This window comes from uncultured Tenacibaculum sp., assembly GCF_947498805.1.
Lineage (GTDB): Bacteria > Bacteroidota > Bacteroidia > Flavobacteriales > Flavobacteriaceae > Polaribacter.
Window position 1 is genome coordinate 38,665 of the sequence record NZ_CANMLT010000002.1, and the last position, 16,144, is coordinate 54,808.

The window sequence follows — 16,144 nt, forward strand, 5'->3', positions numbered from 1 at the left end:
TTAAATTATTTAGTTGTTTGTTTTTTTAAGAACAAGGCTTCCTTAATTTTTTTGAGTCTTTGGAAGACCTTTTCTTTGACTTTTACTTTTTTTGAGTTGGAGGTATTTGGATCATATAGCATGCCGGTACATAAGCACATTTTTTGTTGGGTCCTTTGTAGAACATCGTAGTTTACACAGGTTTGACACCCTTTCCAAAAAGACTGATCTTCGGTTAATTCTGAAAACGTAACAGGCTTGTAACCTAGGTTTGTATTCATTTTAATAACCGCTAATCCGGTAGTAATACTGAAAATTTTGGCAGTAGGATACTTGGTTCTAGATAGCTCAAAAACATGTGCTTTAATCTTTTTAGCGAGCCCAATTCCTCTATAGCTTGGGTGTACAATAAGTCCGGAGTTTGCTACAAATTTTCCATGTTCCCATGATTCGATGTAACAAAAACCAGCAAATTGATCTCCATCTAAAGCGATCACCGCATTTCCTTGTGTTAACTTAGAAATGATGTAGTTAGGTGTACGTTTCGCTATACCAGTACCTCTTTTTTCAGCGGCCTTTTCAATGGTATCACAAATAACTTGCGCATATGTAGCATGCGATGCATTGGCAATAACAATTTTCATTGATATTTAGTTATGATTGAAATTTTAAGTTGTAATCGTTTTGTTGGAAGAAGGAACCGGACACACCTAAGTTCCATGAAATAGAGAAACACCCTTACGGGCGTGGTCGGATAAAAGTAGGGCGTACAGTAATATGGCTATCTGAAAAGATAGTATATGACTTACTAATAAAATTTAAAATTGCTGTTGGTTTCAAAACGAAAAAATAAAAATACAATACCTAGTTTGCTATAATAGAAGACGCTGTGTCGGTGATTTACCGCACAAACAAACTGGGTGTATTATTGTATGTTTTATTTTGTTGCATAACGCTACAAAGCTATAAATTAATTTTTGATAAATAAAAGAATAAAATTAATTTTATTTTTAATCCCCTGTAAAATAAGGGTTTGTAGCCCTGTTGTTTGCAGGGGATTAATTTTTTTGTTGAAAAATGTTTGGTGGTTAAAAAAATATTTTGAAATATTTGCAACAGAATGAGCAAACAAGTATTAAATATTATTTCTGTCATTATTGTCGTTGTGATTATTTCACAAGGATAGGGGAAGTAGTATTTAAATTATAATATATCATGAAAGGCTTCCTAAAATTTAGGAAGCCTTTTTTTATGCAATTCAAATAGAACACATGAACATATTTACAAACATAGTAGTCATTATCATTATTGTCATTATTAACTCACCACCGAGTTGATGCAGATAGCTATTGTGTATAAGAAAGCCTGTATCAATTTTTGATACAGGCTTTTTTTATATCGTGAATGTAAAAGATAAATTAAACATAACTAACTGAAAATCAATAAAATGAATAAAAAAATCGTCCAATAGGAATCATCCAAGATCAAAAAACACAAGAAAGTAATAAAACCGTTTAAAATAATTTCGAATAACAAAAACAACTAAAACAATGTACTATAACGATAACACCATAATTTTTTACAATGGGGAGTTTTTAAAAGCAACCGATGCAAAAGCTAATGCCAATATGTATAGCCAGAGCTTGCATTATGGAAACGGTGTTTTTGAGGGAATAAGAGCATATGAAACTTCTAAAGGAACCAGAATATTCAAAGCCTATGATCATTACAAAAGATTGAAGTATGGGGCAGAAGTAATGAATATTGAGTTTGATTATACGGAAGAAGAGTTAACTAGAATAACCTATGAATTGCTAGAGAAAAATGGATTTAAGGATGCTTATATCCGTCCAATCATTACTACGGGAGCTAATATGAGCTTAACCACTTCAACAGAAACCAACTTAATTATTCAATGTTGGGAATGGGGAAAGTATATGGGAGATAAATTGTTGAAAGTGAAAACATCAAAATTTCAAAGACCAAATCCTAAATCATGTTTTGTAGAAGCTAAGGTAACAGGGCACTACATCAATTCTATCTTATCTACCAATGAAGCAAAACAAGCTGGGTATGACGAAGCCTTATTGCTGGATATGAATGGGAATGTAGCAGAATGCTCAGGAGCCAATGTGTTTATGCAAAAAGACGGAAAGTTATATACGCCACCACGTGGACATATCATGGCAGGTATTACCAGAGCCACGGTAATTGATTTATGTAGAGAAGCAGGAATACCTATAGAAGAAAGGCATTTTACTCTTGAGGAATTAAAAGATGCAGACGCGTGTTTCTTTACGGGAACCGCAGCAGAAGTAGTAGGATTACAATCGTTAGATGATTACCAATTTCCATTATCATGGGAGAAATCACACGGGTATCAACTAATGAAATTGTACAAAGAGGAAGTATTAGAATTAAGAAAACAAGCAAAAGCTGTTTAAAAATGGAATTAAATAAGTTTAGTAAACAAGTAACTCAAGACGATACACAACCTGCAGCACAAGCTATGTTGCATGCAATCGGATTAACTTATGAAGATTTACAAAAACCTTTGGTAGGTATAGCCAGTACGGGATATGAAGGAAACCCGTGTAATATGCACTTAAATGACTTGGCTAAGTTGGTTAAGCAAGGAACAGAGAATGTAGATTTAGTTGGATTGATCTTTAATACCATTGGTGTTTCTGATGGTATTTCGATGGGAACTCCAGGAATGCGTTACTCACTTCCTTCTAGAGATGTAATTGCAGATTCTATGGAGACTGTGGTACAAGCTATGTCGTATGATGGATTGGTAACGGTGGTAGGTTGTGATAAGAATATGCCAGGAGCATTGATGGCAATGTTACGTTTAAATCGTCCGTCTGTATTGGTATATGGAGGTACGATCGAATCGGGACGTCATGGTGGAAAAAAACTTGATGTAGTTTCTGCCTTTGAAGCTTGGGGTGAGAAAGTAGCTGGAAAGATAGATAACAAAGAATATCAAAGCGTTATTGAAAAAGCTTGTCCAGGTGCAGGTGCTTGTGGAGGAATGTATACCGCTAATACGATGGCTTCTGCTATAGAAGCATTAGGAATGAGCTTACCGTATAACTCTTCGAATCCTGCAATTAGTAATAACAAAGAAGAAGAGTCTGTAAAGGCAGGGGAAGCATTAAGAGTGCTGTTAGAAAAGGATATCAAACCATCTGACATTGTTACTAAGAAAGCCTTAGAGAATGCCATTCGCTTAGTTACCGTAATGGGAGGTTCTACCAATGCAGTATTACACTTTTTAGCGATTGCAAAAGCAGCCAATGTAGCGTTTACCTTAGAAGATTTTCAACGTATATCAGATGAGACTCCATTTTTAGCGGATCTAAAACCAAGTGGTAAATACTTGATGGAAGATGTGCATAGCGTAGGAGGAACACCAGCCGTATTAAAGTATTTGTATGAGAAAGGATTGATTCATGGTGATTGTTTAACCGTAACGGGGAAAACACTCGCGGAGAATCTTGCGGAAGTTCCAAGTTTAACAGAGGGGCAGGAAGTAATCAAAGATGTAGAAACACCAATTAAAGAAACTGGGCACTTACGCATGTTATACGGAAACTTAGCAAAAGAAGGTTCTGTAGCTAAAATTACAGGGAAAGAAGGATTGTACTTCTCAGGAAAAGCTAAAGTATTTGAAGGAGAATATGCAGCCAATGATGGTATTAAAAATGGAGAAGTAGAAAAAGGTGATGTGGTTGTGATTCGTTATGAAGGACCTAAAGGTGGACCAGGTATGCCAGAGATGCTAAAACCTACTGCTGCTATTATGGGAGCTGGATTAGGAAATGATGTAGCGCTGATAACCGACGGTCGTTTTTCTGGAGGAACACACGGATTTGTTGTAGGACATATTACACCAGAAGCACAAGAAGGAGGGGTAATTGCCCTTGTACAAAACGGAGATACTATTACGATTAACGCAGAAACGAATACAATCAATGTAGAAGTTTCAGAAGAAGAGTTGTTGGAAAGAAGAATCCAATGGAAAGCACCAGCATTAAAGGCAAAACGTGGCGTTTTATACAAGTATGCTAGAACAGTTTCATCTGCATCAAACGGATGTGTAACTGACGAGTTTTAATCTTATACAAAGAGGGAAAAATTAAGATTCAAGATTGTTTTGAGTCGTATTAAAATTTAATAGAAAACGAAGCACTAGCCAATGGCTACATAGCATAAAGCTAAGTTTATGAAAACAAAAACAGCAGCATTAACAGAAAAAGTAACTAAGGAAACTGTAAAGGTTTCGGGGGCAGAAGCCGTAGTAAAATGTTTGTTAGAAGAAGGAGTTGATTTACTATACGGATACCCTGGTGGGGCAATTATGCCAGTATATGATGAATTATACAAGTATCAAGATAAATTACATCATGTCTTAACTCGCCATGAACAGGGAGCTACGCATATGGCACAAGGATATGCAAGAGCAACAGGTAAAGTAGGAGTGGCAATAGCTACTTCTGGTCCTGGAGCAACTAATTTAATCACAGGAATTGCAGATGCACAAATAGATTCTACACCAATGGTTTGTATTACAGGTCAAGTAGGGAGTCATTTATTAGGAACAGATGCATTTCAAGAAACAGATATCATTGGAATATCTACACCGGTTACGAAATGGAATTATCAAATAACCAAGGCATCGGAAATACCAGAAGTATTTGCCAAGGCATTTTACATAGCACGTTCAGGTAGACCTGGACCTGTATTGATAGATATTACGAAGAATGCACAGTTTGACGAATTGGATTTTGCCTATAACCAATGTACTTCTGTTCGTAGTTATAAAGCACAACCTAATGTTGAAAAGCAAAGCTTAAAAGCAGCGGCTGAATTAATCAACAATGCAAAAAAACCTTTTGTTGTATGGGGTCAAGGAGTAATTCTAGGAGAAGCAGAGAAAGAGTTTAAGGCTTTTATAGAAAAAGCAGGAATTCCTTCAGCATCAACACTTTTAGGACTTTCAGCTTTACCAACCAAACATCCATTACATGTGGGAATGGTAGGAATGCATGGAAACTATGGTCCTAATAAATTAACCAATGAGTGTGATGTATTGATTGCTGTAGGAATGCGATTTGATGATCGTGTTACGGGTAGCTTAGAGACCTATGCAAAACAAGCAAAGGTGATTCATTTTGAAATAGATCCTGCTGAAGTAAATAAGAACGTACATGCTGATGTTGCTGTATTAGGAAATTCAAAAGATACTTTATCGGGAATTTTGCCTTTTATAGCTCAAAAGAATCATAAAGAGTGGTTGGAAGAATTTAGAGCCTTAGATCAAGTAGAGTTTGAAAAGGTCATAAAGAATGACTTATATCCAACTAAGGAAGGCTTAACCATGGGAGAAGTAATTAAAGAGATTAATAAAGCTTCTGAAGGTAAAGCAGTTATTGTTACCGATGTAGGACAACATCAAATGATTGCTAGTAGGTATGCTGAGTTTACAGAGTCTAAAAGTAATATTACTTCTGGAGGATTAGGAACCATGGGGTTTGCCTTACCAGCTGCTATTGGAGCTAAAATGGGAGCGCCAGAGAGACAAGTAGTAGCTATTGCTGGAGATGGAGGCTACCAAATGACGATTCAAGAATTAGGAACCATTTTACAAACAGGAGCTGCGGTAAAAATTGTAGTTCTTAATAATGAATTCTTAGGAATGGTGCGTCAATGGCAGCAATTATTCTTTGATAAGCGATATGCTTCTACAGAAATGGTAAATCCAGATTTTATCGCCATTGCTAAAGGATATCAGTTAAAAACAAATAAGGTAACTCAAAGGGAGCAATTAGAAAACGCTGTTCAGGAAATGATGAATAGCGATGAGGCATACTTCTTAGAAGTTTGTGTAGAAAAGGAAGACAACGTTTTTCCAATGATTCCAACAGGTAGTTCAGTATCAGATGTAAGATTAGAATAATTATTATGGAAAATAAACAAACATATACCATCTCAATATATACCGAAAACACAGTAGGGTTATTGAATAGAATATCAGCAATATTCCAAAGAAGACATATCAATATAGAAAGTGTCAATGTATCTAAATCGGAAATTAAAAGTGTATCGAGATTTACGCTTTTAGTTCGATTGACAGAAGTAGAGGTTAAGAAAATTTTAGGTCAAATAGAAAAGCAGGTAGAGGTAATCAAAGCATTTTACCATAATGATGAAGAAACAGTTTATCAAGAATCTTGCTTGTTTAAGTTGAGTACCGATTTACTAGTGGATAATGATGAAATTCAAAAAGTAATTAATAATAGTAAGTCAAGAATTATCAATGTAAACAAAGACTTTTTTGTCTTAGAAAGATCGGGCTCTAAAGAAGAGTTAGAAGAGTTATATCACGAGTTAAATAAACATGGAATTAAGCAATTTGTTCGTTCAGGACGTATTGCCATTACAAAAGAAGAAATGCCAGTTTCTGAAATGTTAAAATCAATAAATAATTAAACAAACAGCATTAAACATATAAAAATGAAAAATTATTTTAACCAACTTTCTTTAAGAGAACAGTTAGCACAGTTAGCAAAATGTAGATTTATGGAGTCTTCTGAATTTGAAGATGGAATTAAAGCATTAGAAGGAAAGAAAATTGTGATTGTTGGTTGTGGGGCACAAGGATTGAACCAAGGATTGAATATGCGTGATTCTGGATTAGATATCTCGTATGCATTAAGAGATGCAGCTATACAAGAGCAACGCCAGTCTTATAAAAATGCTACTTCTAATGGTTTTGAAGTGGGAACGTTTGAAGCCTTAATTCCGCAGGCAGATGTAGTATGTAACTTAACACCAGATAAGCAACATACAAGAGTGGTAAATACAGTGATGCCTTTAATGAAAGAAGGAGCAACTTTATCATATTCTCATGGATTTAATATTGTTGAAGAGGGAATGCAAGTACGTAAAGACTTAACGGTAATTATGGTAGCACCTAAATGTCCAGGGTCTGAAGTACGTGAGGAATACAAACGTGGATTTGGAGTACCTACTTTAATTGCGGTACATCCAGAAAATGATCCGCAAGGAGAAGGTTTAGCACAAGCAAAAGCATATGCATTTGCTACTGGAGGTCATAAAGCAGGTGTATTAGAGTCTTCTTTTGTAGCTGAGGTAAAATCTGATTTAATGGGAGAGCAAACTATTTTATGTGGTGTGCTGCAAACAGGATCTATTTTATCGTTTAATAAAATGGTTGCCGAAGGAATTGAGGCTAGTTATGCAGCTAAATTAATTCAGTACGGTTGGGAAACCATTACAGAAGCATTGAAACATGGTGGTATTACTAACATGATGGATCGTTTATCGAATCCGGCAAAGATCAAAGCATTTGAGTTATCAGAAAAGCTAAAGGATATTATGAGACCATTGTTCCATAAGCATATGGATGATATTATGTCTGGACATTTCTCTAAGACTATGATGGAAGATTGGGCAAACGACGATGCTAATTTATTACAATGGAGAGCAGCTACTGGAGAAACCTTATTTGAAAGAACAGCGGCTACGACTTCAGAAATTGACGAACAAGAGTATTTTGATCATGGCGTATTGTTAGTAGCTTTTGTAAGAGCAGGAGTAGAGTTAGCTTTTGAAACTATGACAGAAGCGGGTATTATAGAAGCCTCTGCTTATTATGAATCATTACATGAAACACCATTAATTGCAAATACGATTGCTCGTAAGAAGTTATTTGAAATGAACCGTATTATTTCTGATACTGCAGAATATGGATGTTATTTATTTGATCATGCCTGTAGACCTTTATTAGAAGACTTTATGAAAACGGTTTCAACAGATGTAATTGGTCAATCATTTAGTACCAATGGAAAGGTAGATAACCAGCGATTAATTGAGGTTAACGATGCTATTAGAAATCACCCTATTGAAGAAACAGGAAGTGTATTACGTTCGGCAATGACCGCAATGAAATCAATCAAAACAGAAGAAAAAGAACCAGTTTTGGCTTAATATGGAATTAGAAGCAACAACATATTTTCCTAAACTAACAGCTATACAAGAGGCAGCAGCTACTTTGAAAGAAGTGGTTGCTGTAACTCCATTGCTAAAAAACTTTACGTTTTCTAACAGGTTTCAATCAAATGTGTTTTTAAAACGAGAAGACTTACAGCAAGTACGCTCTTATAAAATACGTGGGGCTTATAATAAAATAAGCTCGTTAGAGTCTGATGAGTTGGTAAATGGAATTGTGTGTGCTAGTGCAGGAAATCATGCGCAAGGAGTAGCTTTGGCATGTAGTAAAATGCAAATACATGGAACTATATTTATGCCTTCACCTACACCCAAACAAAAGGTAGAACAAGTACGTATGTTTGGAGGTAGCTATGTAGATATTCAGTTAACAGGTGATACTTTTGATGACGCTTATAATGCAGCGAAGTATGTTTCTGATAGTCTTGGCAAAACATTTGTACATCCGTTTGATGATGAAAAGATTATAGAAGGACAAGGAACAGTAGCTTTAGAGATTATTGAACAGAGTAATAATGCACCTATTGATTATGTTTTTGTTCCTGTAGGAGGCGGAGGTTTGGCCTCAGGATTGTCGAGTGTATTTAAAATATTATCTCCAAACACTAAAGTAATCGGGGTAGAGCCAGAAGGAGCTCCTTCAATGCAATCGGCATTTAAAGAAAACACAAATGTTAAGTTAAATAAGATAAATAAGTTTGTTGATGGTGCAGCCGTGCAACAAGTGGGAGGTTTAACGTATAAAATTTGTAAAGAGAATTTGTTTGATATGATTACCGTTCCAGAAGGAAAAGTTTGTCAGACAATTTTAGATATGTATAATAAAGATGCTATTGTGGTGGAACCAGCAGGAGCCTTAACATTGGCAGCACTAGATACTTTCTCTGAAGAAATTAAAGGAAAGAATGTAGTTTGTGTGGTAAGTGGTAGTAATAATGATATTACACGTACTGCTGAAATAAAAGAAAGGGCTTTATTATACAATGGTTTAAAACATTATTTTATCATTCGATTTCCACAAAGAGCAGGGGCTTTAAAAGAGTTTGTGATGGATGTATTAGGGAAAAACGATGATATTACTTTTTTCGAATACTCAAAGAAAACAAATCGAGAAAATGGTCCTGCTGTCGTAGGAATAGAATTGGAAAAAAGAGAAGATCTTCATCCGTTAATTGCCAGGATGAAAGAACGAAACTTCTTTGGAGAATATTTAAACGATAAACCTAATTTATTTGAGTTTTTGGTTTAAAAAGCATCCAATTCATCAAGAATCATTTGACAACCTATTTTAAGTTCTTTGTTAGATAAAGTTAGTGGGGGAGTTATGCGAATAGCTCTCCCTTCAAACAATAACCAAAACAAAATAAGTCCTTTTTCTAAACAGTTTAGGATGATTCTAGAGGCTATTTCTGGAGTATCCACTATTAGGGCCAGCATTAATCCCTTACCACGAATCTCTTTTACTTTAGGGTGGTCTTTAAAATAATTTCTTATTATTTGTTCCTTTTCTAAAGCTTCTTGCATTAGATTGGAAGAAGTTACTTCATTTACAGTAGCTAAACTCGCTGCTGCAATTACAGGATGTCCTCCAAAAGTGGTAATATGTCCTAATTTTGGGTTTTCCTTTAAGGTATTCATGATTTCATAACTAGAAACAAAAGCCCCTACAGGCATTCCTCCTCCTAATCCTTTTCCAGTAATGAATATATCTGGAACTACATGATAGTTTTCGAAGCCCCAAAACTTTCCAGTACGTCCAATTCCTGTTTGTATTTCATCTAAGATTAACAATGCGCCTACTTCTTGACAGCGTTGTTTAACCTTTACTAAATACTCATTTTGAGGTTCAATAAACCCTGCACCACCTTGAATGGTTTCTAAAATAACAGCTGCTGTTTTTGTCGTTATTTTTTTGAGGTCTTGCTCGTTATTAAATTGAATAAACCTAGTACCCGGAATTAAAGGACGGAATACTTGATTTTGTTCTTCAGCACCACACACACTCATGGCTCCTTGGGTATTACCATGATAGGCGTTTTTGGCTCCTATAATTTCTGCTCTACCGGTATAGCGCTTTGCTAGTTTTAAAGCTCCCTCTGTAGCTTCTGTTCCTGAATTAACTAGATATACAGAAGATAAACTAGGAGGTAGCGTTGCAGCTAAGGCTTTGCATAATTCTAGTTGAGGTTTTTGAATAAACTCACCATATACCATTACATGTGTATAGGCTTCTAGTTGATCTTTGATAGCTTGATTAACTTTTGGGTGATTGTGTCCTAAACTATTGGCAGAAACCCCTGCTACAAAGTCTAATAAAGCTTTACCATTACTATCGTAAATATAACTTCCTTTTGCTTTAGAGATCTCTATGGCTAAAGGATGAGGTGTAGTTTGTCCTTGATATTTTAAAAAATCCTGTTTCACTAAAGTATTATTTTACACGAGACTTTTTTAGTAAAGGTTCATCGAGCTTTTCTTTTTTATAAACCTCTTTCTTAAATTTTTCTTTGGCCTTTTGAGCTTCCTTATTAGGCACTATTTTTCTTCCAGAGTTAGTAGGTATTTTAAATTTACCTCTAACCAAAATATCTTCAACGCTTAAAGGTTGTTCGTCGCCCCTCCAAATAAACCCTTTGAATTTCTTTTCTTCTTCTGGAAATTCAGAAGGTGGAAATGTTTTTCCCTCTGGTTTTTTAAAATATTGGGTTTGAATTATTTCGTTGTTTTCTAGAGTGAATTCGATATCACTAGAGGTTTCTTTAGTAATCGTTTCAAGTTTTAGACTTTGCTCATTTCTATTGTAATAAAGAGATTCAGCATTCCCCTTTACAAGCATGATTCTTAAATCATTGTCTTTAAACTTTCCTCTTATTTTTCTTCCTTTTATTTGATTGTAAATATCATCAGCCAAAGAGTCTTTTTGAATCATAAAAGCATTTCGAATTACTTTTAAAGAGTCTAGCTTGTTCGTTTCTTTATCAACTAAAAACTGAATACTATCTCCTGTAATCTGGCTATTTTGAGACCAAAGTATTGGATTTTTAAACATTCTTGTTAAACCCGTTTCTTGATTGGTATGTATAGAATCACATTTTCCTTGTAAATCTGATTTAAATATTTTTACATTATTATATACTCTCGCAATTCTCTTTTCAGGTTTTCCTGTTAATAATATTTTATCTCCAGCAACATACATAGAATCTTTATCTAAGACTGTAATGGCAACCGCATTATCAATTATATAAAGAGAATCCTTTAGTTCGTATAACTCTGCATAATTTCCTTTGGCAATCATTTTTTGAACGGTGTCAATTACTTTTATTCTATTGGTTGCTGATGCAAATCCGTTACGTTTATCATAATACAAACTATCTGCTAATACGGTTCTTTCTTTTAAGAACAATTTGGCATTTTTCACAAAGTAAGAAACATCAGTATTCGTATCATAAAAACCACGTTCTGCATATACTTTGGTACTGTCTTTTAAATTGGTAACCGTACTTGGTCCGTATAAATAAGCTAGATTAGAATTGGTATAATAATCTAAGTGATTAGATTCTAAATTATTCTCTGGATTTACAACCGTAACATTTGTGCGAGCAGAGAATTTTTTATCTTTTAAGTAATAGGTACCCTTATTACTTTTTAAGGTATTTTTTTTATCACGTATGGTTCCATTATTAGGATAGAACAAAACTTGTTCTTTTCTGTCAAAATAAAGCGTATCTGTACTAAGCTTCATTTCTTTATCATTTATTTCTACATTTCCCCAAGACTTAGCCATTTTAGTATTTCCGTTATAGGTAGCAAAGTCACTATACTGTATAATACTATCTCCTTGCTCAATAACCACTTCTCCAAGAGCTTTAAATAGATTTTCTTTTTTATAGAGTAATGCACGTTTGCATTCTAGCACAGCACCTTCATGCAACATTTTTACATTTCCAATAAGTATGGTTGCTCCGGGATATTTTTCTTCATCGGCAGTACTTAATTGAGTAGAAAGTATTTTAATCTGTTTGGTTTGAGAAAAACTAACTATTGAAAATAATAGAGAGATAAGCAGAAAGAAATGTTTCAAAATGTTTCAAATTTAATCACACAAAAATAAGGAAAAGTATGTTTTATTATTCTTAATAAAGAATTAAAATACTTTCATAAATGACTTGCAAATAGTATTCCGTAATTTTGCAGGATAATTATAAAAATAAACAAAATTATGAGCGCTCATTTTGATTTATCTATAGATGAAATGAAAGCCTATGGTTATAAAATAGTAGACTTAATAGCTGAGCATTGGGCAACTTTAGAAGATAAGAAGCCTGTTACATCGGCAACAAGAAAGGAAATGGATTCTATTTTCTTACAAGAAGCTCCTGATAAGGGGATGCCTCCTAACGAGGTATTGGATTTTGTAATGGAAAACGTAGTTCCATATAGTAATGTTACTTCACATCCTAAATTTTATTCTTTTGTACCTGGACCTAGTAATTATATAAGTACTATGGCAGATAGTTTAGCAACAGGATTTAATATTTTTTCTGGAGGATGGATTGTTTCTCCTGCGGCAGCAGAGTTAGAGATCGTAACGATGAACTGGTTATTAAAAATGTTTAACTTTCCTGTAAAAGCAGGAGGGGGGATATTTACCAGTGGTGGTTCTATGGCGAACTTAACCGCATTGGTTACCGCAAGAAGAATTAAATGTGGAGACGACTTTTCAAAAGCGGTAATTTATCTTTCTGATCAAGCCCATTCTTCAAATATTAAGGCCATTAGGGTTCTTGGATTTAAAAAGGAACAAATTCGAATTTTACCTACAGATATTGAGTTTAGAATTAGTATCAACAAACTTAAAAACGCCATTGCAAAAGATCGATTAGAAGGTTTGCAACCGTTTTGTTTTATTGCTTCAGCAGGAACAACCAATACAGGAACAGTAGACCCATTAGATGAGATTGCTGATATCTGTGAAGCAGAAAACTTGTGGTTTCATATAGATGGAGCATATGGAGGAGCGGCTATTTTATCGGAGAAAGGAGCAAGAGCTTTGCGTGGTATAGAACGAGCGGATTCGTTAACGGTAGATCCGCATAAATGGTTTTATCAACCTTATGAAATTGGATGTTTATTGGTAAAAGATTCTTCTTGGTTAAGTAATACGTTTAGTGAGAAACCTGAATACTTAAGAGATATTGAAGGAAATGAATCAGAGATTAACTTCTACGATTATGGAGTACAGTTAACACGTAGATTTAGAGCTTTAAAGTTTTATATGTCTATTAAGACTTATGGATTAGAAGCTTTTAAAGAGGCTGTGACTTATAATATTCAATTAGCAGATGATGTAGAAGATATGCTTCGTAAGAGTAGAAATTGGGAAATTATTTCACCAGCTACCTTAGCAGTGATCAATTTTAGATACAATCCAATTGGTTTAAACTTAAGTGAAGAAGAAATTGATAGTTTGAATCAAGAGATCTCAAGAAGAGTAATGGAATCTAAAGAAGCATTATTAGTTACTACAATATTGAATAAACAAGTAGTATTAAGAATGTGTTTGATCAATCCTAAGACAACAATTGATCATATTAGAGATACTTTCTTATTATGTAATAAGTTTGCTGAAGAAATTTTAGCAACAAAATCAAAATAATAAAAAAAGGAACTCTATTTAATGAGTTCCTTTTTTATTTTGCTCAAATTGAGCTTGTATAAATTCTTTAGACTTTCCTTTTGCTATAGAAGCGGTTTGCCATCTGTCATTTAAAATCATCTTACCTATATAAGCTATTTGCCCTATGTGATAGGGGTAGTGTGCTATTTGTCTTGAAATGCTTTCTATGAGTTTATGTTCTTTATTCCTAATATAAATAGGCGTATTAAAGTTAGATTCATTTAATGAGTCTAAGGCATCAAACAAACAGTTCCAACCTTGTTCCCAATGCGCAGTTAACTGTTCTTTGTTTAAGTTTTGTGGCTCAAACTCGGCATCTCTATTTCTGTTTTCTTTTTCTCCATCTGAAGTGAAAAAATCGGTCCATCTTGAAAGCATATTTTCAGATAAATGAATCATTAACATTGCTATACTGTTACTTTCATTATTATAGGTCCAATGTAGATCTTCTTCATGAAGCTGTTTTAGTGTTTTATCAGCTACTTCTTTATAGGATAGAAATTGTTTTTTGATATTATATAAATATTCTTCAACCATAGTCATTAATTAGAAAAGGAGCTCAAAATTGAACTCCTTTTTTATTATCTCATTATTGTTTGTTTTCTATCTGGACCTACTGAAACAATTTTAATAGGCACTTCAGTTTCTTTTTCAATAAAGTCTATATATTTTAGAAGGTTTTGTGGTAACTCTTCTTTAGTTGACATTTTTGTTAAATCTGCTTGCCAACCTTTGAACTCAGTATAAATAGGTGTTACATTTTCTGGTTCTATGTTGTATGGTAAGTGAGAAATTTCTTCACCGTTATACTTATATCCAGTACATACTTTTAATGTGTCAAAACCAGATAAAACATCACCTTTCATCATCATTAACTGTGTTACTCCATTTACTTGAACAGCATATTTTAAAGCAACAAGATCTAACCATCCGCAACGACGAGGTCTACCAGTGGTAGCACCAAACTCATGACCAACTTTAGCCATAGTAGCACCGTTGTCATCAAACAATTCTGTTGGGAATGGTCCGGAACCTACACGAGTAGTATATGCTTTAAAAATTCCGAAAACATCACCAATTTTATTAGGAGCAATTCCTAAACCAGTACAAGCTCCTGCTGCTGTGGTATTAGATGAAGTAACAAAAGGATATGTTCCAAAATCAATATCTAATAAAGAACCTTGAGCTCCTTCTGCTAAAATTGATTTTCCTTCTTTAATTGCTGAGTTTAAAAACTCTTCTGAGTCTATGAATTGTAATGTTTTTAATTTATCAATTCCTTCAGAAAATTCAGCTTCTAATTCTTCTAAATCATACTGAATGTCTACATCAAAGAAGTTTAACATTTTAATGTGCTTTTCAGTTAAAGCACGATATTTTTCTTTCCAGTTATCTAATTCTAAATCTCCAACGCGCATTCCGTTTCTACCTGTCTTGTCCATATAAGTAGGACCAATTCCTTTTAAAGTAGAACCAATTTTCGCTTTTCCTTTAGACGTTTCTGAAGCAGCGTCTAATAAACGGTGTGTTGGTAAAATTAAATGTGCCTTTCTAGAAATTAATAATTTCGATGTATAGTCAATGTTATGTACATCTAAATTTTCTAATTCTCGTTTAAAAATAACAGGGTCAATAACAACTCCGTTACCTACAACGTTTAAAGCTGTTTTATGAAAAATTCCTGAAGGAATCGTATGTAATACGTGTTTGTTTCCATCAAAAATTAAAGTATGTCCAGCATTTGGACCTCCTTGAAAACGAGCAATAATATCATAGTTCTTTGTAAGTACATCTACAATCTTACCTTTTCCCTCGTCTCCCCATTGTAAACCGAGTAATAAATCTACAGCCATTTAGTTGTGTTATTTGTGTGTTGTTTTATGTTTAATTGAAAATAAAAAATCAACTTTGAGTAAAGCTGATTTTTGGGTGTTGTATTTTAGTCTTTTTTCTTTGTTGTTCCGTAAAAATATAGTGAGTGGTTGTGAATATCTATATCAAAAACTTCTTCAATTGTTTTCTTAATGATTTGAATTCTAGGGTCGCAAAATTCTTTAACCTCTCCAGTATCCGTTAGAATTACATGATCGTGTTGTTTGTCAAAATAACTCTTTTCATAACGAGCCATTGATTGGCCATCAAATTGGTGCTTACGAACCAAACCACAATCTAACAATAAATCAATCGTATTGTAAAGTGTTGCTCTACTCACACGATAGTTTTTATTTTTCATTTTGATATATAAAGATTCAATATCAAAGTGTTCTTCTGCATCATATATCTCTTGTAAAATAGCAAAACGTTCAGGAGTTTTCCTATGTTTATTTTCTTCTAGGAAAGAAGTGAATACTTTTTTTACAATTTCTTGATTTTCGATGGAACTGCTCATTGTTTATATTTTACTAAAGGACAAATTTAATCTTATTTCTGAAAATATATAGGTATTTT

13 protein-coding genes are annotated in these 16,144 nt (G+C 34.0%); 7 read left to right on the forward strand and 6 right to left on the reverse strand.

All coding sequences use genetic code 11. The annotated features are described in order from the left end of the window. Nucleotides 1-5 precede the first annotated feature (5 nt). Complete coding sequence (locus tag Q0873_RS03260) at nucleotides 6-623, reverse strand: GNAT family N-acetyltransferase (protein WP_299104369.1); 618 nt, start codon at nucleotides 621-623, stop codon at nucleotides 6-8. A 906-nt stretch (nucleotides 624-1,529) separates the two neighbouring features. Between Q0873_RS03260 and Q0873_RS03265 the strand changes: the two genes are divergently transcribed. From Q0873_RS03265 to ilvA, 6 genes are all read left to right on the forward strand, one after another. Continuing rightward, entirely contained in the window at nucleotides 1,530-2,423 is an 894-nt protein-coding gene (locus Q0873_RS03265; protein ID WP_299104370.1) for a branched-chain amino acid transaminase, read from the forward strand. Nucleotides 2,424-2,425: 2 nt separating this feature from the next. Further along, on the forward strand, nucleotides 2,426-4,102 hold the full coding sequence (gene ilvD / locus Q0873_RS03270; protein WP_299104371.1) for a dihydroxy-acid dehydratase: 1,677 nt from the start codon (nucleotides 2,426-2,428) through the stop codon (nucleotides 4,100-4,102). A gap of 108 nt (nucleotides 4,103-4,210) precedes the next feature. Beyond that, nucleotides 4,211-5,944: a biosynthetic-type acetolactate synthase large subunit gene (ilvB, locus tag Q0873_RS03275; RefSeq protein WP_299104372.1), complete on the forward strand. Its 1,734-nt coding sequence runs from the start codon at nucleotides 4,211-4,213 to the stop codon at nucleotides 5,942-5,944. Nucleotides 5,945-5,949: 5 nt separating this feature from the next. Next, a complete protein-coding gene (ilvN, locus tag Q0873_RS03280) occupies nucleotides 5,950-6,477 on the forward strand; it encodes an acetolactate synthase small subunit (RefSeq protein ID WP_299104373.1) in 528 nt (175 codons plus the stop codon). A 24-nt stretch (nucleotides 6,478-6,501) separates the two neighbouring features. After that, nucleotides 6,502-7,998, forward strand: coding sequence for a ketol-acid reductoisomerase (gene ilvC, locus Q0873_RS03285; protein WP_299104374.1), 1,497 nt, complete (start codon nucleotides 6,502-6,504; stop codon nucleotides 7,996-7,998). Between the two features lies 1 nt (nucleotide 7,999). Beyond that, on the forward strand, nucleotides 8,000-9,268 hold the full coding sequence (gene ilvA / locus Q0873_RS03290) for a threonine ammonia-lyase (RefSeq protein WP_299104375.1): 1,269 nt from the start codon (nucleotides 8,000-8,002) through the stop codon (nucleotides 9,266-9,268). Here ilvA and Q0873_RS03295 read toward each other — a convergent pair. Both Q0873_RS03295 and Q0873_RS03300 read right to left on the reverse strand, forming a co-directional pair. Then, the gene (locus Q0873_RS03295) at nucleotides 9,265-10,443 is read right to left on the reverse strand and encodes an aspartate aminotransferase family protein (RefSeq protein ID WP_299104376.1); all 1,179 of its coding nucleotides are present in this window, start codon (nucleotides 10,441-10,443) and stop codon (nucleotides 9,265-9,267) included. The two genes, ilvA and Q0873_RS03295, sit on opposite strands and share 4 nt — an antisense overlap. Nucleotides 10,444-10,450: 7 nt before the next feature. Then, on the reverse strand, nucleotides 10,451-12,100 hold the full coding sequence (locus Q0873_RS03300) for an OstA-like protein (RefSeq protein WP_299104377.1): 1,650 nt from the start codon (nucleotides 12,098-12,100) through the stop codon (nucleotides 10,451-10,453). Nucleotides 12,101-12,238: 138 nt separating this feature from the next. On the opposite strand from Q0873_RS03300, the gene Q0873_RS03305 reads away from it, so the two are divergent. Next, on the forward strand, nucleotides 12,239-13,675 hold the full coding sequence (locus Q0873_RS03305; protein WP_299104378.1) for an aspartate aminotransferase family protein: 1,437 nt from the start codon (nucleotides 12,239-12,241) through the stop codon (nucleotides 13,673-13,675). An 18-nt stretch (nucleotides 13,676-13,693) separates the two neighbouring features. Here the strand turns inward: Q0873_RS03305 and Q0873_RS03310 are convergent, their stop codons facing one another. From Q0873_RS03310 to Q0873_RS03320, 3 genes are all read right to left on the reverse strand, one after another. Beyond that, nucleotides 13,694-14,233, reverse strand: a complete 540-nt coding sequence (locus Q0873_RS03310; protein ID WP_299104379.1) for a DUF1572 family protein — start codon at nucleotides 14,231-14,233, stop codon at nucleotides 13,694-13,696. 44 nt (nucleotides 14,234-14,277) lie between these two features. Then, nucleotides 14,278-15,549, reverse strand: coding sequence for an adenylosuccinate synthase (locus Q0873_RS03315; protein WP_299104380.1), 1,272 nt, complete (start codon nucleotides 15,547-15,549; stop codon nucleotides 14,278-14,280). A gap of 86 nt (nucleotides 15,550-15,635) precedes the next feature. Next, nucleotides 15,636-16,085 (reverse strand): transcriptional repressor, encoded by a 450-nt coding sequence (locus Q0873_RS03320; RefSeq protein ID WP_299104381.1) that lies wholly within the window; start codon nucleotides 16,083-16,085, stop codon nucleotides 15,636-15,638. Nucleotides 16,086-16,144: the final 59 nt, after the last annotated feature.

Bases quoted from the DNA above. Each gene is read 5' to 3' on its own strand.
- ilvA (WP_299104375.1), top strand. From the start codon at position 8,000: ATGGAATTAGAAGCAACAACATATTTTCCTAAACTAACAGCTATACAA.
- Q0873_RS03320 (WP_299104381.1), bottom strand. From the start codon at position 16,085: ATGAGCAGTTCCATCGAAAATCAAGAAATTGTAAAAAAAGTATTCACT.
- Q0873_RS03260 (WP_299104369.1), bottom strand. From the start codon at position 623: ATGAAAATTGTTATTGCCAATGCATCGCATGCTACATATGCGCAAGTT.
- ilvD (WP_299104371.1), top strand. From the start codon at position 2,426: ATGGAATTAAATAAGTTTAGTAAACAAGTAACTCAAGACGATACACAA.
- ilvC (WP_299104374.1), top strand. From the start codon at position 6,502: ATGAAAAATTATTTTAACCAACTTTCTTTAAGAGAACAGTTAGCACAG.
- Q0873_RS03265 (WP_299104370.1), top strand. From the start codon at position 1,530: ATGTACTATAACGATAACACCATAATTTTTTACAATGGGGAGTTTTTA.
- ilvN (WP_299104373.1), top strand. From the start codon at position 5,950: ATGGAAAATAAACAAACATATACCATCTCAATATATACCGAAAACACA.
- Q0873_RS03305 (WP_299104378.1), top strand. From the start codon at position 12,239: ATGAGCGCTCATTTTGATTTATCTATAGATGAAATGAAAGCCTATGGT.
- Q0873_RS03315 (WP_299104380.1), bottom strand. From the start codon at position 15,549: ATGGCTGTAGATTTATTACTCGGTTTACAATGGGGAGACGAGGGAAAA.
- ilvB (WP_299104372.1), top strand. From the start codon at position 4,211: ATGAAAACAAAAACAGCAGCATTAACAGAAAAAGTAACTAAGGAAACT.
- Q0873_RS03310 (WP_299104379.1), bottom strand. From the start codon at position 14,233: ATGGTTGAAGAATATTTATATAATATCAAAAAACAATTTCTATCCTAT.